At 67.2% G+C, this 20,325-nt stretch carries 28 protein-coding genes and 1 tRNA gene; 24 read left to right on the forward strand and 5 right to left on the reverse strand.

Annotated elements, in window-relative coordinates; translation table 11 throughout:
- Nucleotides 1-156 precede the first annotated feature (156 nt).
- Nucleotides 157-1,953: a carbohydrate-binding domain-containing protein gene (locus MHN84_RS20060; RefSeq protein ID WP_241206252.1), complete on the forward strand. Its 1,797-nt coding sequence runs from the start codon at nucleotides 157-159 to the stop codon at nucleotides 1,951-1,953.
- 143 nt (nucleotides 1,954-2,096) lie between these two features.
- Entirely contained in the window at nucleotides 2,097-4,037 is a 1,941-nt protein-coding gene (locus MHN84_RS20065) for a cellulose biosynthesis cyclic di-GMP-binding regulatory protein BcsB (RefSeq protein WP_241206253.1), read from the forward strand.
- On the opposite strand, the gene MHN84_RS20070 is transcribed toward MHN84_RS20065, so the two are convergent.
- On the reverse strand, nucleotides 4,034-4,432 hold the full coding sequence (locus MHN84_RS20070; RefSeq protein WP_241206254.1) for a Fur family transcriptional regulator: 399 nt from the start codon (nucleotides 4,430-4,432) through the stop codon (nucleotides 4,034-4,036). The two genes, MHN84_RS20065 and MHN84_RS20070, sit on opposite strands and share 4 nt — an antisense overlap.
- Complete coding sequence (locus tag MHN84_RS20075) at nucleotides 4,429-4,746, reverse strand: ArsR/SmtB family transcription factor (protein WP_374238395.1); 318 nt, start codon at nucleotides 4,744-4,746, stop codon at nucleotides 4,429-4,431. Before MHN84_RS20075 ends, MHN84_RS20070 begins: the two co-directional genes overlap by 4 nt.
- Before the next feature lie 108 nt (nucleotides 4,747-4,854).
- On the opposite strand from MHN84_RS20075, the gene MHN84_RS20080 reads away from it, so the two are divergent.
- Nucleotides 4,855-6,270 (forward strand): glycine--tRNA ligase, encoded by a 1,416-nt coding sequence (locus MHN84_RS20080; protein ID WP_241206256.1) that lies wholly within the window; start codon nucleotides 4,855-4,857, stop codon nucleotides 6,268-6,270.
- An 84-nt stretch (nucleotides 6,271-6,354) separates the two neighbouring features.
- On the opposite strand, the gene MHN84_RS20085 is transcribed toward MHN84_RS20080, so the two are convergent.
- Nucleotides 6,355-8,352 carry a TPM domain-containing protein gene (locus MHN84_RS20085; RefSeq protein ID WP_241206257.1) on the reverse strand — a complete coding sequence of 666 codons (1,998 nt, stop codon included), beginning with the start codon at nucleotides 8,350-8,352 and terminating at the stop codon, nucleotides 6,355-6,357.
- A gap of 42 nt (nucleotides 8,353-8,394) precedes the next feature.
- Between MHN84_RS20085 and MHN84_RS20090 the strand changes: the two genes are divergently transcribed.
- The 3 genes from MHN84_RS20090 (at nucleotide 8,395) to MHN84_RS20100 (ending at nucleotide 11,974) form a co-directional block, all read left to right on the forward strand.
- Nucleotides 8,395-9,663, forward strand: a complete 1,269-nt coding sequence (locus tag MHN84_RS20090; protein ID WP_241206258.1) for a deoxyguanosinetriphosphate triphosphohydrolase — start codon at nucleotides 8,395-8,397, stop codon at nucleotides 9,661-9,663.
- Nucleotides 9,664-9,667: 4 nt separating this feature from the next.
- Nucleotides 9,668-11,626, forward strand: a complete 1,959-nt coding sequence (gene dnaG / locus MHN84_RS20095; protein WP_241206259.1) for a DNA primase — start codon at nucleotides 9,668-9,670, stop codon at nucleotides 11,624-11,626.
- Between the two features lie 75 nt (nucleotides 11,627-11,701).
- Complete coding sequence (locus MHN84_RS20100) at nucleotides 11,702-11,974, forward strand: hypothetical protein (RefSeq protein ID WP_241206260.1); 273 nt, start codon at nucleotides 11,702-11,704, stop codon at nucleotides 11,972-11,974.
- Here MHN84_RS20100 and MHN84_RS20105 read toward each other — a convergent pair.
- A complete protein-coding gene (locus MHN84_RS20105) occupies nucleotides 11,971-12,234 on the reverse strand; it encodes a hypothetical protein (protein WP_241206261.1) in 264 nt (87 codons plus the stop codon). The genes MHN84_RS20100 and MHN84_RS20105 overlap by 4 nt on opposite strands.
- Before the next feature lie 177 nt (nucleotides 12,235-12,411).
- On the opposite strand from MHN84_RS20105, the gene MHN84_RS20110 reads away from it, so the two are divergent.
- Nucleotides 12,412-12,484: transfer RNA gene (locus MHN84_RS20110), tRNA-Asn, on the forward strand.
- Here MHN84_RS20110 and MHN84_RS30010 read toward each other — a convergent pair.
- Complete coding sequence (locus MHN84_RS30010; RefSeq protein ID WP_374238396.1) at nucleotides 12,446-12,739, reverse strand: multiprotein-bridging factor 1 family protein; 294 nt, start codon at nucleotides 12,737-12,739, stop codon at nucleotides 12,446-12,448. The genes MHN84_RS20110 and MHN84_RS30010 overlap by 39 nt on opposite strands.
- 134 nt (nucleotides 12,740-12,873) lie before the next feature.
- Between MHN84_RS30010 and MHN84_RS20115 the strand changes: the two genes are divergently transcribed.
- The 17 genes from MHN84_RS20115 to MHN84_RS20195 all read left to right on the forward strand — a co-directional run bounded on the left by MHN84_RS20115 (nucleotide 12,874) and on the right by MHN84_RS20195 (nucleotide 20,272).
- Nucleotides 12,874-13,071 (forward strand): helix-turn-helix domain-containing protein, encoded by a 198-nt coding sequence (locus MHN84_RS20115; RefSeq protein ID WP_241206262.1) that lies wholly within the window; start codon nucleotides 12,874-12,876, stop codon nucleotides 13,069-13,071.
- Nucleotides 13,068-13,244, forward strand: a complete 177-nt coding sequence (locus MHN84_RS20120; RefSeq protein ID WP_241206263.1) for a hypothetical protein — start codon at nucleotides 13,068-13,070, stop codon at nucleotides 13,242-13,244. Before MHN84_RS20115 ends, MHN84_RS20120 begins: the two co-directional genes overlap by 4 nt.
- Nucleotides 13,245-13,407: 163 nt before the next feature.
- The gene (locus MHN84_RS20125; protein WP_241206264.1) at nucleotides 13,408-13,632 is read left to right on the forward strand and encodes a hypothetical protein; all 225 of its coding nucleotides are present in this window, start codon (nucleotides 13,408-13,410) and stop codon (nucleotides 13,630-13,632) included.
- Between the two features lie 25 nt (nucleotides 13,633-13,657).
- The gene (locus MHN84_RS20130; RefSeq protein ID WP_241206265.1) at nucleotides 13,658-13,828 is read left to right on the forward strand and encodes a hypothetical protein; all 171 of its coding nucleotides are present in this window, start codon (nucleotides 13,658-13,660) and stop codon (nucleotides 13,826-13,828) included.
- Nucleotides 13,825-14,274 carry a hypothetical protein gene (locus MHN84_RS20135; RefSeq protein WP_241206266.1) on the forward strand — a complete coding sequence of 150 codons (450 nt, stop codon included), beginning with the start codon at nucleotides 13,825-13,827 and terminating at the stop codon, nucleotides 14,272-14,274. The genes MHN84_RS20130 and MHN84_RS20135 overlap by 4 nt, the downstream gene beginning before the upstream one ends.
- Nucleotides 14,271-14,420: a hypothetical protein gene (locus MHN84_RS20140; protein ID WP_241206267.1), complete on the forward strand. Its 150-nt coding sequence runs from the start codon at nucleotides 14,271-14,273 to the stop codon at nucleotides 14,418-14,420. The genes MHN84_RS20135 and MHN84_RS20140 overlap by 4 nt, the downstream gene beginning before the upstream one ends.
- Nucleotides 14,417-14,977 (forward strand): hypothetical protein, encoded by a 561-nt coding sequence (locus MHN84_RS20145; protein WP_241206268.1) that lies wholly within the window; start codon nucleotides 14,417-14,419, stop codon nucleotides 14,975-14,977. Before MHN84_RS20140 ends, MHN84_RS20145 begins: the two co-directional genes overlap by 4 nt.
- A 321-nt stretch (nucleotides 14,978-15,298) precedes the next feature.
- Entirely contained in the window at nucleotides 15,299-15,733 is a 435-nt protein-coding gene (locus MHN84_RS20150; RefSeq protein ID WP_241206269.1) for a dATP/dGTP pyrophosphohydrolase domain-containing protein, read from the forward strand.
- Nucleotides 15,730-16,032 carry a hypothetical protein gene (locus tag MHN84_RS20155; protein WP_241206270.1) on the forward strand — a complete coding sequence of 101 codons (303 nt, stop codon included), beginning with the start codon at nucleotides 15,730-15,732 and terminating at the stop codon, nucleotides 16,030-16,032. The genes MHN84_RS20150 and MHN84_RS20155 overlap by 4 nt, the downstream gene beginning before the upstream one ends.
- The gene (locus MHN84_RS20160) at nucleotides 16,029-16,421 is read left to right on the forward strand and encodes a hypothetical protein (protein WP_241206271.1); all 393 of its coding nucleotides are present in this window, start codon (nucleotides 16,029-16,031) and stop codon (nucleotides 16,419-16,421) included. Before MHN84_RS20155 ends, MHN84_RS20160 begins: the two co-directional genes overlap by 4 nt.
- Nucleotides 16,418-16,897: a hypothetical protein gene (locus MHN84_RS20165; protein ID WP_241206272.1), complete on the forward strand. Its 480-nt coding sequence runs from the start codon at nucleotides 16,418-16,420 to the stop codon at nucleotides 16,895-16,897. Before MHN84_RS20160 ends, MHN84_RS20165 begins: the two co-directional genes overlap by 4 nt.
- Before the next feature lie 250 nt (nucleotides 16,898-17,147).
- On the forward strand, nucleotides 17,148-17,657 hold the full coding sequence (locus MHN84_RS20170; protein WP_241206273.1) for an HNH endonuclease: 510 nt from the start codon (nucleotides 17,148-17,150) through the stop codon (nucleotides 17,655-17,657).
- A complete protein-coding gene (locus MHN84_RS20175) occupies nucleotides 17,651-18,463 on the forward strand; it encodes a YqaJ viral recombinase family protein (protein ID WP_241206274.1) in 813 nt (270 codons plus the stop codon). The genes MHN84_RS20170 and MHN84_RS20175 overlap by 7 nt, the downstream gene beginning before the upstream one ends.
- 54 nt (nucleotides 18,464-18,517) lie before the next feature.
- Nucleotides 18,518-18,970 carry an HNH endonuclease signature motif containing protein gene (locus MHN84_RS20180; RefSeq protein ID WP_241206275.1) on the forward strand — a complete coding sequence of 151 codons (453 nt, stop codon included), beginning with the start codon at nucleotides 18,518-18,520 and terminating at the stop codon, nucleotides 18,968-18,970.
- On the forward strand, nucleotides 18,967-19,626 hold the full coding sequence (locus MHN84_RS20185; protein WP_241206276.1) for a hypothetical protein: 660 nt from the start codon (nucleotides 18,967-18,969) through the stop codon (nucleotides 19,624-19,626). The genes MHN84_RS20180 and MHN84_RS20185 overlap by 4 nt, the downstream gene beginning before the upstream one ends.
- Nucleotides 19,623-19,913, forward strand: a complete 291-nt coding sequence (locus MHN84_RS20190) for a hypothetical protein (protein WP_241206277.1) — start codon at nucleotides 19,623-19,625, stop codon at nucleotides 19,911-19,913. Before MHN84_RS20185 ends, MHN84_RS20190 begins: the two co-directional genes overlap by 4 nt.
- The gene (locus tag MHN84_RS20195; protein ID WP_241206278.1) at nucleotides 19,910-20,272 is read left to right on the forward strand and encodes a hypothetical protein; all 363 of its coding nucleotides are present in this window, start codon (nucleotides 19,910-19,912) and stop codon (nucleotides 20,270-20,272) included. Before MHN84_RS20190 ends, MHN84_RS20195 begins: the two co-directional genes overlap by 4 nt.
- Nucleotides 20,273-20,325: the final 53 nt, after the last annotated feature.

Here is a 20,325-nt window from a genome sequence, read left to right on the forward strand (position 1 = left end):
GGCAGCCCGGTGATCTTGAAAACAGTTGGGGGAGTGGCAATGTCAGCGAATCTCTGGCCGTCGGCGGGTCATCCTCACGAGTCGTCGCCTCAGGTCTGCGCCGGCAAAAATGCCGACGGGGGTCATGAGTTTGCTGAAACTGTCCAGCGACGTCAGATGCCACCACCTGCCGCAGGGCGCATCGCCCACGTCGGCCGAGTCGGAGCACTGGCTGTGGCACTGGGTATCGGCGCCGCGATCGCTTGCGTTCCGGTTGTCGCCCACGCCGACCAGGGCGACTCGACTTCGCCACATTCACTGCAGCGCGCAACCCAGGCATCGGCAGGAGCCTCTGCGCGTCCGGCGCGGACCCCGCGTCGAGACACCTCGGCCGCCGGGTCCTCAGCGCGGAGATCGGCACGGTCTGCCGAGTCCGACCAGCCCGAGCGGCCCGATCGCCGCCACATCGACCTCACCCGTCCGCTGCGCACCCTGCTGACCGCGGCACGCGACAAGACACCGGCAGAACCGGACGCACCGCTGTCGGGCGCGGTCCTGCTCGCGGCCTCGACGTCGACATCTGCGCGGCGGCCGGCCAAGGTCGGTGGGTCCGCGGAGACGTCGCCGACCGTCGCAGCGACGACGTCGGGCCAGGACGTGCTCGTCGAGGCCGAGGCCATGACTTTGTCGTCGGCGAAGAACGGAGCCGTGTACTCCGACTCCACCGCCTCGGGCGGCCGGGCGGTGGTGCTGAACAAGAACTCATCGATCTCCAAGACCGTCACGCTGCCCCAGTCGTCGAGCGTGGTGATCCGCGCCAAAGGCGATCAATATCAAGGCGCGCCGACGATGAAGGTGACCGTCAACGGCACCGAGATCACCACGGTCGCCGTATCCGCGACCTCGTGGACGAACTACACCGTCCCGCTCGACGCAGGGCCCGGTACCTACACACTGACCATCGCCTACATCAACGATCTGAGTGGTAAGAAGTCCGGCGATCGCAACCTGCGCGTCGACAGCGTCCGCGTGGTCGCGGCCACCGGCACCACCCCGACGCCCCCGTCCACCAGTGGTGCGCCGTTCTTCGGCGCCGCCGACTGGTTGTGGAAACCGATCCCCGCCAACGCGACCATCGACAGCAACAGCGCGACGTGGGTGAGCTATCTGGCGGCCCCGGGGAAGTCCCGGATCGCGAACCTCTACCAGTACGCGATCAAGCTCATCACCGCGTCGCAGGTCACCTCGACCACTCCCCGCTACGACGTCTCGTTCACCCAGCCCTGGGGCAGCGATCCGTTCGGCACCAACACGGTGCCGATCCCGACAGGCACGAAGATCCCTCCCGGGTCCGACGGGCACCTCGCGATCCTCGACCCGGCGACCGGGAAGGCCTACGGCATCTGGCAGGCGAAGTACAACAGCACCACCAACACGTGGTCGGGATCCTGGGGCGGCATGACGAGCCTCACCGGCAACGGTGTGGACACCTCCGGATCGGCCACCGCGGCGGGCATCGCCCGCTACGCCGGAGTGGTCACCGGCGCGGAGTTCAGCGCAGCCGTCGCGGCCAACACCGGCATCAATCACGCGCTCGTGTTCTCCACCGATATCGCAGGATCCCAATTCGTCTCTCCGGCAGTCAAATCCGACGGCCAGAACCTCGCCGGTGTGGCGCTGCCCATCCCCGAGGGATATCGCATCCAGCTCGATCCCAGCATCGACGTCGACGCCATCCCGGGGATCACCGCGGGCGAGAAGGTGATCGCCAAGACCCTGCAGACCTACGGCGCCTACGTCGTCGACCAGGGCGCGGCGCGCATGGCGTTCGCGTTCGAACTCCTCGACGACGCCACCGCCGGCTCGCCGGGCTCGGCCTACGTCGACGCCGGATTCGCCTGGGATTACTACGGCATGGACAACATTCCGTGGAGCTCCTTGCGGGTACTGGCACCGACCACCGTCGCGGTATGACACCGGCGTGACCGCGCGTTCGGACTTCCTACGGAAAGGGGAGCCGATCTTGTAAGTTGACACACGCGTCGAGCGACGTTGACTACGGCCGAGGGGGACTGCTGAGCACTCCAGGAGCGCGCGTCCGGATCGCCTCGCGGATCGTGGCCGTACTCGCGACATCGGCGATCACGGTAGGGCTGGCACCGCCGGTGCTCGCGCAGCCGGCCGATGGCGCGGTGGCGACCACGACGGTCGCTCTCGCCGATGTCGGTGACCAGTCGACCCTGTCGTTCTACGGCGACACGAGTTCGACCACGCTGACCTTTCCGGTGCCGCGCGGGCTGCGCCCGACCGCGCTCAACACCGTTGTGAACCTTCCCTTCTCGATCACCTCGGGCACGCTGACCGCGACGCAGAACGATCAGGTGATCAGCAAGGTCGGCGTACCGATCGATGATCTGGCGCCCGTCGTCGTCCCACTCGCCGGCGCCGCGGTGGTCGACGATTCGATGACGATCACTCTCAAGCTGACTGCGCTCGCGCCGGCCGGCTACTGCCTCGATCAGGAGAACCCGATCGGTCTGATCAACAGCTCGGTCGCGTTCGAGGGCACCGAGGTCACTCCCACTGTCGTGGCCGACTTCCTGCCTCCCGTGTTGCGCCTGCTGACGATCGGAATACCAGCGGCACCAACACAATCGGAGTCCGATGCGGCGATCCGAGTCGCGGCCGATCTGCAAGCGAAGTACCGCTCGCAATCACCGCAGATCGTTCTCGTCCCGTTGGCCGACGGGGCGAGGAGCATCGACGGCCCGGAACAGCCGTTCGAGCGTCGCATCCTGATCGACGAGGGCGGCCCGGACGGACTTTCGCTCGTCGGCAGTGATACTCGGCAACTCCTCATCTCGGGTGCGCCGACGGCGCTGAGCGCACAGGCTCGGCTGCTGACCGATCCGTCCCTGCCCCTGGCCGAGGCAGGCACCGTGGTGGCCGGTGAGCTCCCCCAGGACACGCCGGTGGTGGGCGATTCCACGACGCTGACGCAGCTGGGTTCTCCGGATCTGAGCAACATCGGGGTGGCACCGCAGGTGAGTATCGCGTTGGACCAGACCCGCTTCGGCCGTCCGACGCAGGGGTATCGCATCCACGTTCTCGGTTCGCACACCCCGGTGCCCGCCGACATCGGCGCGCGGATGACGGCGTCGATCGAAGGTGAGATCATCGATTCCTGGTCTGCGGCCGGCGACGGTGGTATCGACCACTGGGTCGACGTTCCCGACCGGTTGATCGCCCGCTACACGAACGTCGTGATCGGCATCGACACCAGCGGAAACACCGGGGGCTGCCGGGAATTCCGGGCGATCGACCTGACGGTCGACGGCAGGACGGTCGTTCAGAGCACACCCGCCCGACCCCCGATGCCGAGCGGGTTCGGTTCGCTGCCACAGGCGTTGATGCCCGAGCTGAAGGTCGGTATCGATCCCGGCGACTTCGGCGACACCGATCGGGCTGCCAAGATCGTGCTCGGTCTGCAGCGCCTCAGCGCGGTTCCGCTGCGCACCGAGGTGATGCCGTTGCAGCAGGCCATCGACAGCACGCAGTCGGCGATCCTGGTCGAGCCCGACGGCTGGACCGACTCCTCGATAGCGTTGCCGTTGTCCAGCAAGGATCGCCAGCTCACTCTCACCGGAGTGGGCGGGGACGATCGAGGTGACGAACAAGCGGTCACGCTCACCCTCGACCCTGCGGCGCGATTCGGGTCATTGCAGACGGTCCTCGACGGGCAGCGGACGCTGCTGGTCGCGACGTCCAACGGTGCGCCCGAACGACTCGACGACCTGCTGCGCTGGCTGCAGGACAACCCGCGGGGCTGGTCGGTTCTGCGCGGCAACGTCGTGGTGTCTTTCGAGGGGCGCGAGCCTCAATTGGTGCCCGATCGCGCGTCGCTGAGCGTATTCGGTCCGGTGCCGACCGGGCCGGAGACCGATCCGGCCGCGCAGACTCAACGTCCGCCGATCTGGTGGTTGGCGGGCGGCGCGGTCGCGGTGCTGGTGATCGCGGTGGCGGCGTACCGGATCGGGGTTCGGCGGCGCAGCGGCTAGCTGCCGGCCACCCGGCAGCGGTCGCACACTCCGAAGATTTCGATCGTGTGGGTGACGTCGGAGAAGCCGTGCGTGCGCGCGATGTCGGCCGCCCAGGTCTCGACCTCGCCGCCGGAGATCTCCACGGTGGAGCCGCACTGCCGGCACACCAGATGATGGTGGTGGTGCCGCGAGCACAGCCGGTAGACCGATTCGCCGGTGTCGGTGCGGAGCGTGTCGACCGCGCCGGCGGCGGCCATCTGCTGCAGCGTGCGATAGACCGTGGTGAGGCCGACGCCCTCACCCCGCTTGCGCAGTTCGTCGTGCAGCTCCTGGGCCGACCGGAAGTCGTCGAGGTTCTCCAGCAGTGCCGCCAGCGCCGCGCGCTGGCGGGTGGAGCGGACGGCTCCGGTCACTGCGCCGGCCCCGGGTCCTCGGCCGCGTGTGTGACGGCGGCGACGACGATCTCGGCGAGATGATCGTCGACCAGGCGGTAGAGCACTTCCCGGCCCGATCGCTCGCCGGCGACGACGCCGGCCGCCTTCAGGATGCGCAGGTGCTGGCTCACCAGGGGCTGCGGCACGTCGAGCGCGTCGACCAGCTCGTGCACGCAACGCGGATGTTCGCGCAGCTGCAACACGATCGCGATGCGCACCGGCGCGGCCAACGCCCGCAGCAGATCCCCGGCGGTGTCGAGAACCGGCCGGGACGGCAGATCGCAGGGCGGCATGGCGTTGTGCTCATGCTGCTCGTCACCGATACTGGAAACCGTTTTCATTAGCCCTCACGATACATGCGCGGCTGCGCATGTCAATCGGGATCCGTCGCGCAGCCTGGGATGCCGGCCTCGCTACGCTGTGAACCCGTGGCTCCGACTTCGATCATCGACACTGTTGCAAACCTGGCCAAGCGGCGCGGTCTGGTCTTCCAGTCCGGTGAGATCTATGGCGGAACCAAGTCGGCGTGGGACTACGGTCCGCTCGGCGTCGAGCTGAAGGAGAACATCAAGCGGCAGTGGTGGAAGTCGGTCGTCACGGGCCGTGATGACGTCGTGGGGCTGGACTCCGCGATCATCCTGCCCCGCCAGGTGTGGGTGGCTTCCGGCCACGTCGAGGTGTTCAACGACCCGCTGGTGGAATGCATGAACTGCCACAAGCGGCACCGGCAGGACCATCTCCAGGAGGCGTACGCGGCGAAGAAGGGTGGCTCGCCCGACGACGTGCCGATGAGCGAGATCGTCTGCCCCGATTGCGGGACCAAGGGACAGTGGACCGAGCCGCGCGACTTCAACATGATGCTCAAGACCTACCTCGGCCCGATCGAGTCCGAGGAGGGTCTGCATTATCTGCGCCCGGAGACCGCGCAGGGCATCTTCGTCAATTTCGCCAACGTCGTCACGACCGCTCGCAAGAAGCCGCCGTTCGGTATCGGCCAGATCGGCAAGAGCTTTCGCAACGAGATCACCCCGGGCAACTTCATCTTCCGGACCCGCGAATTCGAGCAGATGGAGATGGAGTTCTTCGTCGAGCCGTCGACCGCGCCCGAGTGGCACAAGTATTGGATCGAGACCCGTCTGCAGTGGTACATCGACCTCGGTATCCGGAGGGAGAACCTGCGCCTCTACGAGCACCCGCTGGAGAAGCTGTCGCACTACAGCGCCGGCACCACCGACATCGAGTACAAGTTCGGGTTCTCGGGCAACCCGTGGGGCGAGCTGGAGGGCGTGGCGAATCGCACCGACTTCGACTTGTCCACGCACGCACAGCATTCCGGGGCTGATTTGACGTTCTATGATCAGGCCAGTGACACCCGGTACACGCCGTACGTCATCGAGCCGGCAGCCGGCCTGACCCGCTCGCTGATGGCGTTCCTCGTCGACGCCTACACCGAGGACGAGGCTCCCAACGCCAAGGGCGGGGTCGACAAGCGCACGGTGCTGCGGCTCGACCCGCGGCTGGCGCCGGTCAAGGTCGCGGTGCTGCCGCTGTCGCGGCACGCGGACCTCTCGCCGAAGGCGCGCGATCTGGCCGCCGAGTTGCGGCGTTCGTGGAACGTCGAGTTCGACGATGCCGGTGCCATCGGTCGCCGCTACCGGCGCCAGGACGAGATCGGTACCCCGTACTGCGTGACCGTGGACTTCGATTCACTCGAAGACCACGCCGTGACGATCCGCGAACGCGACGCGATGACGCAGGAGCGCGTGGCGCTCTCCGAGGTGTCGGACTACCTGGCCGTCCGCCTCAAGGGCTGCTGAGTTCCTCCGGCGAGCAGACGTGAAATCGCGCGACATGCCGCGCGACACGCGCGAGTTCGCGTCTTCTCGCGTAAAGGGGTGACCCTAGAAGCGGCCGCCGCCGCCGCTTATGCCGCCCCCGCCACCGCCGAAGCCGCCCCCACCGAAACCGCCGCCGAAACCCCCACCACCGAAACCGCCGCCGAAGCCGCCGCGCATCGCGCCGGAGAGCACGTTGCCCAGGATGATGCCGCCGATCACCGCACCCATCTGACCGCCGCCCCCACCGCCGTAGGGCCCGTTGAAATGCCGCTGCGCGGCCAGAACGTCGTTGTTGGCCAACTGCTGTGCCTGCGCGGCCAGCATCCCCGCGCCGTTGGCATGCGCGATGGCCTCGTTCAGGTTGCTCGGACGCTTGTCCTGCGCCGCCTGTAGTTGACGCACCGCCTCCGACAACCGCGTGCGGGCTTCGGGGCCGATGACGCCGCGTCGGGTGTCGATGTAGTCCGACACCCCCCGCACCCGCGACTGCGCGGTGAACAGCGCCTGATCGTAGGTGCGAGTCAGCCGCGCCGTGGTCTCCCGCTCCTCGGCCACATCGGCGAGCAACCGGTCGAGTTCGGCGTCGGCCTGCGTCAGCCGGGTGAATGTGCCCAGCGGATCACCGGCCCCCTCGCTCTGGGCGTGTGCCACCGCCGAGACCGCCGCGTCGCGGGCCGCGGACAGCTGCGTTGCCACGGCGATATTGCCCTGCGCCAGCTGGGTTCCCGCGGCGGTGATGCCGTTCTGCGCGTCGGCGATCGCCGCGGGCAGCCCCGCCACCGCCCGGTTGATGTCGGTGTCCGCACTGTCCACCGCGTCGAGCAGAGTGCGGGCCTGGCCCAGCGCGGCCTCAGCGGCGTGGATCGCGTCGACGAGCCCGCCCTGCCGGTCCGCGGGCCGGGCCACCAGGGCGCGCGCGGTGTCGATGTTCTGTTCGGCGAACGTCAGCCGCTGGCGGGCCTCGTCGATGTTGTCGGCCACCGAAACCAGTGCGGTCTCGGCGAATTGCGTTTTGAGGCGGGTCAGCGTCTGGTTCGCCGGATCGATGCGCGCGGTCAGGTCGACCACCTGCTGGGTGAGCGCATCGAGCCGGGTGGGCGCGTTGATCACCAGGTCGCGCAGCTGCGCGAACGCCTCGCGCTGCGCCTCCAGTTCCCGGTCGGCTCTGGCGGCGGCGACGACGACGCGCGTCAGCAGATCCCGACGTTGCTGGGGCGTCTCGGGGATCGCGTCGTCCAGGATGTGGCGTACGTTGAGCGCCTGCGCCAGAGTGGTCTTGGCTGCGGTCACCGCGGCTGTGAACGCGGCGGTGTCCTGCTCGCCGAATTCCTCGACGGCGAGGGTCAATTCGCTCTCGCTGGTCCGCACGGCGTTGTCGACCTCGACCACGATGCGGCGGGACAGGTCGTCGAGCGCCTCCAGCGACACACCGGCGAGCGCGGCCGGGTCGGCCGGATCGACGCGCTGCGCCGCCGCGATCTCGGCGTCGCGGCGCTTCGCCCGTCGCCTGCGCTGCCAGAGCACCAACGCCACGAGCGCCAGCGCGATCACCCCCAGCGCGATCACCAGGCCCAGCCAGCTGCCACTGGACGTGCTCGTGGCGGCGAGCCCGTTCGCCGCGGCCACCGCGGCGCCGGCCCAGTCCCCGTCACGCAGAAGCGGTTCCACGTCGTCGCGGCGCACCGTGTCGATGTCCACGCTGCCGATCGCCTCGGTCGGTGCGAGCAGCGCGTACGCGCGGTCCACGGTGGCGACCGCGAGAATGGCGTCCTCACCGCTCAGGTCCAGATCGCTGCGCCGGGACGTGGCCTGTGCCCAGCTCTGGCCGTCCTGGCCCGAGAAGGTGTCGACATAGACCACCCAGAGCCGGATTCGTCGTTCGTCGTAGAGCTTGTCGATCGCGTTCTGCACTTGCGCGGTACCCGCCGGATCGAGGGCGCCGGCCTGATCGGTCAGATACGTCGGCAGGCGCAGCGGTCCGGTGGCGGTCGCCGCCGGCGCCAGCAGACCGGCTGCGATCCACAGGACGGCGAGCAGGCCGAGCGATCGAGCAATGCGCATGCCCTCAATCTAGTGCTCGCGAGGCTGGCAGACTGTGCCCCGGTGAACCGAACAGACAGCTACGACGCCGCGGACCGGGAACGGCGGGTGGCCGAGCACGCGAAGAGCGCCGCGTTGCCCGGGACCGACGCCGAGCATCGCTCGGATTTCGCCCGAGACCGTGCCCGCGTCCTGCACTGCGCTGCGCTGCGCCGGTTGGCCGACAAGACCCAGGTGGTCGGTCCCCGCGAGGGTGAGACGCCGCGCACCCGGCTGACACATTCCCTGGAGGTCGCACAGATCGGCCGCGGTATGGCGATCGAACTGGGCTGTGACCCCGACCTGGTCGACCTGGCCGGATTGGCCCACGACATCGGCCATCCGCCCTACGGGCACAACGGCGAGCGCGCCCTCGACGAGATCACCAAGACGTTCGGCGGCTTCGAGGGCAACGCGCAGAACTTCCGCATACTGACCCGGCTGGAACCCAAAGTCCTTGATGCACAGGGGCGTAGCGCGGGTTTGAACCTGACGCGCGCCGCCCTCGACGCAGTCACCAAGTATCCGTGGCCCCGAGTCGGGGAGCGCCGCAAGTTCGGCTTCTACGCAGACGACATGGCCGCCGCCGACTGGGTGCGCGAGGGCGCACCGTTCGAACGGCCCTGCCTGGAGGCTCAGGTGATGGACTGGGCCGACGATGTCGCGTATTCGGTGCACGACGTCGAGGACGGCGTGATGAGCGGCCGCATCGACCTGCGGGTGTTGGCCGACCCCGCTGCCGCCGCCGCGCTGGCGCACGTCGGGGCGGGGTCCTTCCCGACGCTGACCCCGGACGACCTGATGGCCGCGGCCGAGCGTCTCTCCCGGGTCCCGGTGGTGGCGGCGGTCGGCAAGTTCGACGGCACGCTGGGCGCGTCGGTGGCGCTCAAGACCTTGACCAGTGAGCTGGTCGGCCGGTTCGCGAATGCCGCCGTCACGGCCACGACGGCGGCCGCGGGTCCTGGCCCGCTGCGGCGCTTCTCCGCAGACCTCGAGGTGCCCGTCCTCGTCCGCGCCGAGGTGGTGCTGCTGAAGACTCTTGCCCTGCAGTTCATCATGTCCGACCACCGTCATCTGCAGATACAGTCCGATCAGCGCATCCTGATCCAGGAGGTCGCGCTGGCGCTGTGGGGACAGGCTCCCGGCAGCCTGGACCCGCAGTTCGCCGCCGAGTTCGACGCCGCCGACGACGACGGTGCGCGGCTGCGGGTGGTGGTCGACCAGATCGCCTCCTACACCGAGGGACGGTTGGAACGAGTGCACGAAGCTCGCACCCCGCGCCCTCTAGACTGACCGCGTGGCGGGCGACGGGACGCGGGGACGGGGCAGGATCCCCGATCGCGACATCGCCGCCATCCGGGAGCGGGTCAGCATCGACGACGTCGTCGGCGATTACGTACAGCTGCGCCGCGCGGGCGCCGACTCCCTCAAGGGGCTGTGCCCCTTCCACGACGAGAAATCCCCGTCGTTCCACGTGCGCCCCAACCACGGCCATTTCCACTGCTTCGGCTGCGGCGAGGGCGGCGACGTCTATGCGTTCCTGCAGAAGATCGAGCACGTCAGCTTCGTCGAGGCCGTCGAGCTGCTCGCGGACAAGGTCGGCTACACCGTCACCTACACCGGCGCGTCGACCACCAACGTGCAGCGCGACCGGGGGAGCCGCAGCAGGCTGCTGGCCGCCAACGCGGCCGCGCAGGAGTTCTACGCCGAGGCGCTGCAGAGCCCGGAAGCCGCGCCGGCCCGGCAGTACCTGATCGACCGCAATTTCGACGCCGAGGCTGCCGCTCGGTTCGGGTGCGGGTTCGCCCCGTCGGGGTGGGACACGCTGACCAAGCACCTGCTGCGTAAGGGCTTCGAGTTCAAGGAACTCGAGGCCGCCGGTCTGTCGCGCGAGGGGCGCCGCGGCCCGATGGACCGGTTCCACCGCCGGCTGCTCTGGCCCATCCGCGCCAGCGGTGGCGAGGTGATCGGCTTCGGAGCGCGCAGGATCTTCGACGACGACCCGATGGAAGCCAAGTACGTCAACACCCCCGAGACCGTTCTCTACAAGAAGTCGGCGGTGCTGTTCGGGCTCGATCTCGCCAAGCGGGACATCGCGAAATCCCACCGCGCCGTGGTGGTCGAGGGTTACACCGACGTGATGGCCATGCACATGGCCGGAGAGACCACCGCGGTCGCGTCGTGCGGCACGGCCTTCGGCGACGGTCACCTGGGGCTGTTGCGCCGGCTGATGATGGACGACAACTGGTACCGCGGCGAGCTGATCTTCGTGTTCGACGGCGACGCGGCGGGGCAGGCTGCCGCGCTGAAGGCGTTCGACGGGGACCAGCAGGTCTCCGGAAAGTCCTTCGTCGCAGTGGCTTCCGATGGGATGGACCCCTGCGATCTGCGGCTGAAATCGGGTGACACCGCGCTGCGCGACCTGGTCGCGCGGCGGATCCCGATGTACGAGTTCGCGATCCGCAGCCTGATCCCGGCAGGCGACGTGCTCGACAACGATCCGCAGGCGCAGGTCGACGCGTTGCGTCGATGCGTGCCATTGGTCGCCCGGATCCGGGACTACGCACTGCGGGACGAGTACGCGCGACGGCTGGCGGGCTGGACGGGTTGGCGTGACGAAGCGCAGGTCCTCACCCGGGTGCGGGAGGAAGCCGCCAAGCGGGGCATGCCGGACCGGTCACGCCGCCGCGGGGCGGTCAAAACCGAGACACGGGCCGATCAGGCACCGGCGAGCCGGCCGCGTCCGGCCGACGGCGCCGTCCGGCCCAACCCCGCCGACCCCACGCTGTGGCCGCAGCGCGAGGCGCTGAAGAGCGGTTTGCAGTATCCGGCGCTGGCCGGCCCGGTGTTCGACTCGCTGGCCGCGGAGAGCTTCACCCACCCCGGGTACGCCGCGGTGCGGGCCGCGATCGAGGCCGCGGGCGGCACCGCCGGTGGGCTGACCGGCGCGCAGTGGATCGAGGCGGTTCGCGAACACGCGACCAGCCCGGCCACCGCGAGCCTGGTCAACGAGCTCAGCGTGGAGGCGATCAACGCCGACGACGAGCGGTTGCCCCGCTACATCGGCGGCGTGCTGGCCCGCCTGCAGGAAGTGTGGATCGGCCGCCAGATCGCCGAGGTCAAGTCGAAGCTGCAGCGGATGTCACCGGTGGAGCAGGGCGACGAGTATCACGCGCTGTTCGGTGACCTGGTCGCGATGGAGGCCTACCGGCGCAGCCTGCTCGAACAGGCAAGTGGTGACGACCTGACTGCATGAACCGGCCCGCCGGGTTATGGTGTGTCTGCTGTTGTCTGCGGTCGGGGAGAAGGCGAGTTGTCGATGCTGCACACCATGCGGGCTCACGCAGCCCGGGTCGTCGTCGGTGCGGTCGCCGCGGCGGCTGTCGCCGTTCCGTTGTACGCCTCCCTGAGCAGCCCCGATGCCACCGCGCAGGCGGGCCCGAAGTGCCTGGCGTGGTTCGGCAACCTCGAAGACGGACACTGCCTGGGTTACTCGAACGGCACCCCCGCGCTGGTCGGCACCCCGGGCGTCGCGTTCGGCAACGGTGGGATCACCACCGGGCCGCTGCTGCCCGGCACATCGTTCAACTCCAACTTCGGCTAGCGCTTCTCGCCTGCCGCGCGTCGCTCGACCTGCCCCGGCCCGTACACCTCGGTGCCGGGGTCTATCGGCGTGACGTCCACCATCGCCGGATCGGGTGACACCCGTTCGGCGATCTTTCGTCGTCCCGCATCGATCACCGCGCGCGCGGCCGGGCTGCCGGTGACGGCGCGGTAGGTGCCGGCGAGCTGTTCGTACCGCTGCCGTCCGGCCTTGGTGCCCAACACGTAGCCGACGGCCGCAACGGCGACATACCCGATCACAGAAGTCCTCCACAGCGTTCTCGCGGGGCGACGCAACCCGATCCCGCGTCACCCATCTGGCGTCCATCCTGCCTCACGTAGGGGGCTGCGCGCCCGGCCGGCAACGCATTGGCAACCGCGTCCCGCCATAGGCTAGAGTGCTCTCTGGCCCGCGGCGCACAGTCTGCGGGAGGGCAATCCCCTGTAGCTCAATTGGCAGAGCATTCGGCTGTTAACCGAAGGGTTGCTGGTTCGAGTCCAGCCGGGGGAGCGGCAAATCTGGCATTGGCAGACCGAGCAACCATGCCGCCGGAATGCGAGTAAGTAGCTCCACGCGCTTCGCGACCGCTACGATGTCTCGCGGCGTCGCGCGGTCGGTCTCCCAGGCTGCGAGCGAGCCCTCTTTAACGCCGATCGCAGTGGCGAACTCTGCCTGTGTCATGTCGGCCTCATTGCGCGCCTTGCGAATTCGATCACCGAATGACCACACGGGAACGAATGATCCTTGTTCCGGTTGAACTATCATGCGCAAACTATTGCATACACAGGCAAACCGGGGCAATAGGTAGCTTTAACACACTAAAGCGCTGAGACACGCCGCTCACTTACTTTTAGCAAGGATGCTTGCCATTGTCGGGCAAGCATGCTTGTATCTACCCCATGCAAGGCAAGCATCCTGCGATTCCCGACGAACTCTTGCCGCCCGCCCAATCTGCCCAGCTCATTGGCGTGTCAGTCGACACGCTGAAGCGTTGGGAAAAGAGCGGGCGCATCACGGCAGTTCGCACACCCACTGGTCATCGGCGCTTCTGGCGGTCTGATGTGCTGGCGCTCCTCACCGGCGAGGTGCCCGCATGACCGCCCGCCGCTACACCCAGGCCCAGGTCGCCGACATCTTCGCCAAGGCCGAAGCGTCTGCCGACAGCCTGCCGGCCGAGAACTGGGACGCCTACGTGCTCGGCTACGTCTCGGCCGCGCTCGGTGTGAAGCTGGCGCGCTTCGAGGCTGACCTCGAGGCGGCGCTCCGATGACCGGCTACTCCCGCGGCCCCGCCCAAGCCCCCACGAAGCCCTTCCGCGCCGTGCTCGACGGCCTGATCGCCCAGCGGCGTCTCTGCGGCGCCGAGAAGTGCGGCCGGCCCAAGTGCAAGCGGTGCGGTCGGGCGGCGGCGTTCAGGCGGAAAGAGGGGGTCAAGTGAGCACCAATCCCCGCGGCCAAATCTTCGCCATCCTCAATCGCGCCAACGTGTCTCGCGCCGAACGACTAGCGATCTACTCGTTCATCACTTGCCGCTCAATCGCGTCGACCAATGACCTGTCTGCAGCTGAGCTGACCGCGGTCGCCGGTGCCCTCTTCTCGTGGGATGCCGCTGGGCACCTCGACGCGCAGGTGGCTGAGATTCTCAGGAGTGCCGCATGATTACAACCGAGCTGGCGGTGGTGTCGTGAAGCGCGACGCATTCATGGACACCCGCAAGTGGTGGATCTTCCGCTCCGATGACGCCGAGTGCTGGAACGTGTCATCGCCAGCAGGGATTCCAGGCCAGCAGTACACCGAGACCAATTTCCCCACCGGCGCAGAAGCCCTCGCCGCATTCGCCCGAGGTGCCGCATGAGCGACGAGTTGCGGCGGTGCACCTTCGCGCACCTGGATCTACTGCAGACCGAACTAGTCAACATCTACGACGGATGGCGCAACGTTCCCAACGTCATCCGCGGCCATGTCGAGAGCTTGCGACAGATCGCGGAGGTCGGCATTCAGCAGAGCCCCACCACGCCGGGTGAAGCAGCCGACCGGGTGGAGGGCCTAGTGCGCCAGCTCCCCTCGGACAAGCGAGCGAAAGCGCGAATGGTGATCAAGCGCCGGATGATGCACCCCGAGACCGGCCATGTGGGGACTCTTTGCACCGAGGACAGCGTCGTTCACCCGCGGTCGAATGGACGGAATTATGCCAATAGCGTTTCCGGTGCAGCACTTTGCCTCGTCTGCAATCGCTCAGCCGCCCAGCACGACATCGATGGCCTCAACGATCAGTGCGATGGATACGTGGTGGCGCCATGACCAACGCAGCCGTCGCGGTCATCATCACCGCCCTCTTCACCCTCGGCATCTGGCTCGGCCGCAACCAAGCCCGCAGCCGCCGTCACCCCCGCGCGCAGATTCGCACGCGCATCTACGTCTCGCCCGAGGAACTGGAGATCCTGTGATCCTCAACCTGATCCGTTTTCCCCTGGCATGCCTCGGCCAGGCGGTCGACATCGCGATGCAGATGCGCGCGCACAACCGAATGGTGGCCGCGCTGCACACCCCAGACTCCGCGGCGGATGCAGCTGTCGCGGACTCGGCACTCACTCACCCCCCTGTGAGTGCCGAACGACCCAGCAGCCTCGATCCCCGCGGGGCTGCTGGGTCACCAAACCTGACATTCCCTGATCCGTCTGAGATCCGCGACTGGCCCGACTGGCTACTCATGGCGCACGCCGCGAACTGCCTCGGCCCACTGCGGCACGGCGATCTCGTCGACGAATTGCGCACCCGCTCAGCACGTTCTGCACGCCCAGAGATAGCGATGGCCCCCGACGTCACCGGGGGCCATCAACCCACAACAGGAACAGGAGACCTGACTGTGAGCACCACGATGATAACCGCTTTGACACCCGAGGACCGCGAGCGACTACGCGCCGACCTCGCCGCGCTCCCGGTCGAGACGGACGACTCGGCGGTTCTGAGGCTGGTCTGCGCTGAGCAGGGGATTGAGCTGTGAGCGCGCTGACGCAGTGTGATCGCTGCAAGGGTGCTACCCCCGCGTCGATTGCCAACTTCGCGCGAGTGGACTTCCAAGAAGACCCGTCCACTATCGCGCTGCCAGCGCGATCGATCGTGCGTCACGACCTTTGCCTCCGCTGCACAGGTGACTTCCGCGCGTTCATGCACAACGAGGACGTTCGGACTCACCACCCGCTGAGCATGACCCGGCCTGCGGAGGCTGACGAATGATGCGCCCCTCCCGCGCCCGAGCTTGGGACCGCACGCTGCACCTCATCGCCCTCGGCTGGCTCATCGCTGCTGCACTGGCGGTGATCCTGTGAGCGACGACATTGCCAAGGACATCGCGGCGCTGATTCGTGATTACTGGCCAGGGCATCGAACCTCGATCGCTACCGCCCTGGCCATCGTGGAGAAGTACGGAATCGGCAAGCCGGCCATCGACGCGGCCCACATCGCCCACCAGCGCGAGTGGAGCCTGGCGACCTTCGGACCTGGCGCACGCACGAACGGCGTCCTTGATCACATCGCCAAGGAACTCGACGAGATCCGCTCGGCACCTGATGATCTGAGCGAGTGGGCCGACGTCATCATCCTCGCGCTCGACGGTGCACAGCGGACCGGCGCAGACCCCCAGGAGATCATCGCTGCCGTCAAGGCGAAGCAGGCGAAGAACGAGGCCCGCGTGTGGCCGGACTGGCGCGACCAAGATCCCGACAAGGCGATTGAGCACGATCGCGGGGTGACCGCGTGAGCGACTTCGCAACACAGTTCGCCATCCGCCTGCCCAACGGTGAGCTCTACACCCGCTGCCAGCACTCGCACCTGTTCGGCACCCAGTGCGACCGCGAGCCCGTCGTGTTCGACACCCGCGAGCAGGCCGAGAACGGGATCACCATGCTCGCACGCTCGGCCCAGGAGCTCGGCATCGACAACTGGGCAGACCTCGCGTGCATCGAGTCGCGCTTGTGCTCGCCGTTCTCACAGACCGACCCCGGTGAGCAGTTCGTCGACGAGCTGACGAAGTGGACTGAGCGGCAGGGGGAATCGTGAGCCGCGAGATCCTGGGCATCTCGACCTGCCCCTTCTGCAACCGCGCCGTCCGCACTGCTGGCAATCGCTACGGCCGCCATTCGATTACCCCCGGCAAGAAGCCTGACGACCAGCGCGACACGTGCCCACTGACTGGCCAGCACGTGCCGATCGTGGGAGATGAGCCGAGCGCCTACGTGTCTCGCGCACACCTCATCGCCGACCTCGCCGACCAGGTGCAGGACCAAGATCCGGCGATCGTGTGGCACTACCTCACCAGCCTGCCCGCCGCCGAGGTGCAACGGCTGCTCGTCCTGGCACTCGCCGCTATCCCCGTCGCCGATCGCCGCGTCGAGGACATCTGGGACTGGGTGACAGAGCTGCCAGTTGCGAAGGGGGCGACCGCATGAGAGGCATGGTCTACAGCAGCGGCGCCGGCATCATCTGCTGGGGGATGACCGGCGGCGCGTTCGGCATCCCGTTCTGGTGGGTGCCTGTAGTGATCGGACTACTGCTCATCGGCACAGTCAGCGTCGCCGAACACCTCGCTGCGATGCCCACCGCACCGGCCGACGACGACTGCGGTTACGACGACACGCCGTTCGGCCAGCAGGCGATCGAGGACGCGCCGCACTTCCGTCAGTGGGAGCGGGAATTGGCGGGGCACGTGGCCGAGTGGCATTGGCGGTGTCGAATGAGATCAGCCATCTGGGCCGCAGACCAAGACATGCTGCGCCACAACCCGATCCACGCCGCTGAACACGACGAACACCGCAGCGCCGTGCGTTCGATGACCGAGGCCGAGCGCGTCGTCAACTGCCAGCACAGCCGGCGACCGGGAGCTGTGTGCCCTGACTGGGGGGATGACGTGAGGGGGGAGATGTGAAAGCCGCTGTGGGACATGACCTAAGCAAGTGGGCGATCTACAAGGCGGGAAGTGATCGCTGGTACGTCTGCCCGCCGTCGAACTCTGGGCAACTGCTGACCGATTGCCCGCCGCCATCGCGCTTTGAGACCGGGGCCGAGGCTCTGGCTGCGTTCGCGGGGGGTGAGAAGTGACGCTTGAGTGCCGACATCACAACTGCGCCCAGCCCTCCGCCAACGGTGTCTACTGCTGGGCTCACTATCTACGGAAGTTGCGCGGCAAGGATATGGATGCTCCTGTCCGCCTGCGTGGTTCGGACCCGGCTCGGTTCTGGCAGAAGGTGAACAAGACTGAAAGTTGCTGGGAGTGGACGGCCTACAAAAACTCCGCTGGCTACGGGAAGTTTCGCCTCGACGGCGAGTCGCGGTTGGCTCACCGAGTCTCTTTCGAGTGGGCGAACGGTCCCATTCCGGAGGGCATGGAAATTGATCACATCTGCCACAACCCCGGCTGCGTCAACCCTGCGCACCTTCGGCTGGCGACGGGCAGCCTCAACAAGCAGAACCTAGCTGGAGCGAGGGCGAACAGTGCGTCGGGCATTCGCGGCGTCGAATTTCATGCGCCAACAGGCAAGTGGAGGGCTCGCGCAAAGCTCAACGGCAAGCAGGTGCGACTCGGCAGCTTCAGTAGCAGCGCAGAAGCCGAAGCCGCGGTAATCGCCTGGCGCCGAGTGAATATGCCGTATTCCGTCATGGACCAGAAGGGGGCGGTTCCATGTTGAAAATCCACCCCGACATGCCGCAGGGAAGCGACGAGTGGCTCGACATCCGGCGCGGCATCGTCACAGCCTCGGCGGTCGGCCAACTGCTCAGCATCGGACGACTCGGCGCGATCGCCTATCAGTGCCCAGCATGTCTCGCCCCCGCGCAGGAGCCATGCCTGAGCAAGAGCACCGGGCGGGCGATCAAGACGGCCCACTCCGAACGTGTCGACTTTGCGCGCGAGCAGGATTCGCCGCCGATCCCCGAGGTCGCACACAACGACACCTCGCGGGCGCTGACGTTCCTGCTGGCGGCTGAGCGGATTACGGGGTGGACGGACCCGACCTACGTATCCGACGACATGCTCAGGGGCATCTCTGACGAACCGATCGCGCGAGATCTGTACTCGAAGCACTACGCGCCAGTGACCGAGGTCGGCTTCATGGTCGAAGATCGCTGGGGCCATCAGATCGGTTATTCGCCAGACGGTTTGGTCGGCGAGGACGGGCTCATAGAAATCAAGAGTCGCCGCGCCAAGGTGCAACTACAGACGATTCTCGCCGACCAGGTGCCCATCGAGAACATGGCGCAGTGTCAGTGCGCCTTGCTGGTGTCGGGTCGGCAGTGGCTCGATTATGTGAGCTACTGCGGCGGCACACCGCTATATGTGAAACGGGTTGAGCCACAGCAGGTGTGGTTCGACGCGATCCTGGCCGCGACCGCAGAGTTCGAGGAAAACGCCAGCGCAATCATTCGCACCTACAACGAGTCGGTCATCGACCTGCATATGACCGAGCGCCGGTTCGAGCAGGAGATCGTGATCTAGATGCCGAGGACAGGACGACCACCGCGCCCCGCCGCCGAACGGTTTGCCGAGCGTATGCAACCTGTCGAGGGCGGCTGCATTGAATGGACCGGCCAGATAGACAGATACGGCTACGGACAGTTCCACGTCGGCGGCCGCGCGGGCAGGAACATGGGTGCGCACCGATGGGCCTATGAGCACCACGTGGGACCAATCCCCGCGGGGCTGCAGATCGACCATCTCTGCCGCAATCGCAAGTGCGTCAATCCGAAACACCTCGAGGCCGTCACTCCGCGCGAGAACGTGTTGCGCAGCCAGAACCCGGCCGCAATGAATGCCCAGCGGACGCACTGCATTCATGGGCACGCGCTCACCGAGGACAACATCTATACCTCGGGTAGTCAGCGATCTTGCAAGGTCTGCAAGCGAGAGACGTCGGCCCGCAACTACCAGAAATCAGATCGAGAAGCCGCGAACGCTCGCCGCCGTCTGCGACGAGCCGCCCAGAGGAAAGGCCAACCAGCATGAGCACCGACGCCGTCGACATGACCGCATCCATCGAGCCCCGCAGCGATCAACTCAACGCTGAGGATCTGCTCACCGGGCCGCGCATCGTCACCATCACCGCCGTCAAGCGCGGCAACGATGAGCAGCCGGTCAACATCGTGACCGCCGAGTTCGGGCCCGGTCGACCGTACAAGCCGAGCAAGACGATGCGCCGCGTGCTCGTCGCAGCCTGGGGGACCGACGCGCAGTCCTACGTCGGGCGTCGGCTGATGATCTACCGCGAGCCCGAGATCACGTTCGGCAAGGACAAGGTGGGGGGCATCCGCATCTCGGCTATGTCCGACATCCCCACGCGGATCTCGCTGCCGCTGACCGTGACTCGCGGCCGGCGTGCAGTGTTCACCGTCGACCCACTCAAGGACGAGCCACCGCAACCCGCCGCACCCAAGGGCCCCACCGCAGCCGGCGTGATCAAGGCGTTCGAGGCCATGGGCGTCACGGTCGAGCAGCTCGAATTGCGCATCGGCGCCGATCACGAGAAGTGGACCGCCGAGGACGTCGCCAAGCTGGCCGCGATCGGGAAGGCGATCAAGGACGGGGACACGACCACGCACGAAGAGTTCGAGCCGGTGCCCGTTGAGCAGCCTGCCGAGGGTGTGCAGGAGACGTTGGGATGAGCTACACCATCAACTGCACGCTGACCGTCGCCTACGACTGCAGCTTCGAGGTCGGCGAACGACACCTGGAAGTCATGCGGGCGCACGGCGTGGACGTCACTGACGAGTTCGCCGTATCAGACTGGTATCGCGGCCATGTTGACCAAGAGATCGACGGCGTCTGGTTTCGCGGACTGGCTCGCATCGCTGACGACGATCATCACACGAGCTACTTGCCCGAGATCGTCGACTGGGACATCGAAGGTGATCCGCCGGAACGGTTCTGGGAAGCAGAGGCCGCCCAATGATCGTCAAGCTCATAGCCCCCGGCATCATCCCCGGCGACGTCGTGACCGTGAACCACATGGCCGGCGTCCCCCAGCGCGGCGACCGCGTGCTCGTCGAGACCCGAAAGGACGGCGGCGAATATGACGAGGAACTGCTGACCGTCAAATCCGTCACCTGGCCCGTCGAGGTGCGGCGCGACATCGCGCACCACGCCATCGCGAGCCCGCCCGAAGTGTTGCTGGACCGCGCCGAGGACGTGGGCGACGGCGAGCCCTCCTGCTGCTGCTCATTCCTCGCCGCCGACGAATGCTGCGGCCCCTGTTCGACCGACCGACACAAATCGTGTGTCGGGCCGCTCAGTCCACTACCCACCCACTGAAAGGAAAACCATCATGTCCCTCGACCTCGACCGCATCACCCATCCCCTGCGTC

It is taken from the genome of Mycobacterium sp. PSTR-4-N (assembly GCF_022348085.1).
Taxonomy (GTDB): domain Bacteria; phylum Actinomycetota; class Actinomycetes; order Mycobacteriales; family Mycobacteriaceae; genus Mycobacterium.

Bases quoted from the DNA above. Each gene is read 5' to 3' on its own strand.
- MHN84_RS20085 (WP_241206257.1), bottom strand. From the start codon at position 8,352: ATGCGCATTGCTCGATCGCTCGGCCTGCTCGCCGTCCTGTGGATCGCA.
- MHN84_RS30010 (WP_374238396.1), bottom strand. From the start codon at position 12,739: ATGATAGTTCAACCGGAACAAGGATCATTCGTTCCCGTGTGGTCATTC.
- MHN84_RS20175 (WP_241206274.1), top strand. From the start codon at position 17,651: ATGTTGAAAATCCACCCCGACATGCCGCAGGGAAGCGACGAGTGGCTC.
- MHN84_RS20080 (WP_241206256.1), top strand. From the start codon at position 4,855: ATGCCGGCCTCGCTACGCTGTGAACCCGTGGCTCCGACTTCGATCATC.
- MHN84_RS20195 (WP_241206278.1), top strand. From the start codon at position 19,910: ATGATCGTCAAGCTCATAGCCCCCGGCATCATCCCCGGCGACGTCGTG.
- MHN84_RS20075 (WP_374238395.1), bottom strand. From the start codon at position 4,746: ATGCCGCCCTGCGATCTGCCGTCCCGGCCGGTTCTCGACACCGCCGGG.
- MHN84_RS20165 (WP_241206272.1), top strand. From the start codon at position 16,418: ATGAGAGGCATGGTCTACAGCAGCGGCGCCGGCATCATCTGCTGGGGG.
- MHN84_RS20100 (WP_241206260.1), top strand. From the start codon at position 11,702: ATGCGGGCTCACGCAGCCCGGGTCGTCGTCGGTGCGGTCGCCGCGGCG.
- MHN84_RS20140 (WP_241206267.1), top strand. From the start codon at position 14,271: ATGACCAACGCAGCCGTCGCGGTCATCATCACCGCCCTCTTCACCCTC.
- MHN84_RS20135 (WP_241206266.1), top strand. From the start codon at position 13,825: ATGAGCGACGAGTTGCGGCGGTGCACCTTCGCGCACCTGGATCTACTG.
- MHN84_RS20180 (WP_241206275.1), top strand. From the start codon at position 18,518: ATGCAACCTGTCGAGGGCGGCTGCATTGAATGGACCGGCCAGATAGAC.
- MHN84_RS20120 (WP_241206263.1), top strand. From the start codon at position 13,068: ATGACCGCCCGCCGCTACACCCAGGCCCAGGTCGCCGACATCTTCGCC.
- MHN84_RS20115 (WP_241206262.1), top strand. From the start codon at position 12,874: ATGCAAGGCAAGCATCCTGCGATTCCCGACGAACTCTTGCCGCCCGCC.
- MHN84_RS20185 (WP_241206276.1), top strand. From the start codon at position 18,967: ATGAGCACCGACGCCGTCGACATGACCGCATCCATCGAGCCCCGCAGC.
- MHN84_RS20190 (WP_241206277.1), top strand. From the start codon at position 19,623: ATGAGCTACACCATCAACTGCACGCTGACCGTCGCCTACGACTGCAGC.
- MHN84_RS20060 (WP_241206252.1), top strand. From the start codon at position 157: ATGCCACCACCTGCCGCAGGGCGCATCGCCCACGTCGGCCGAGTCGGA.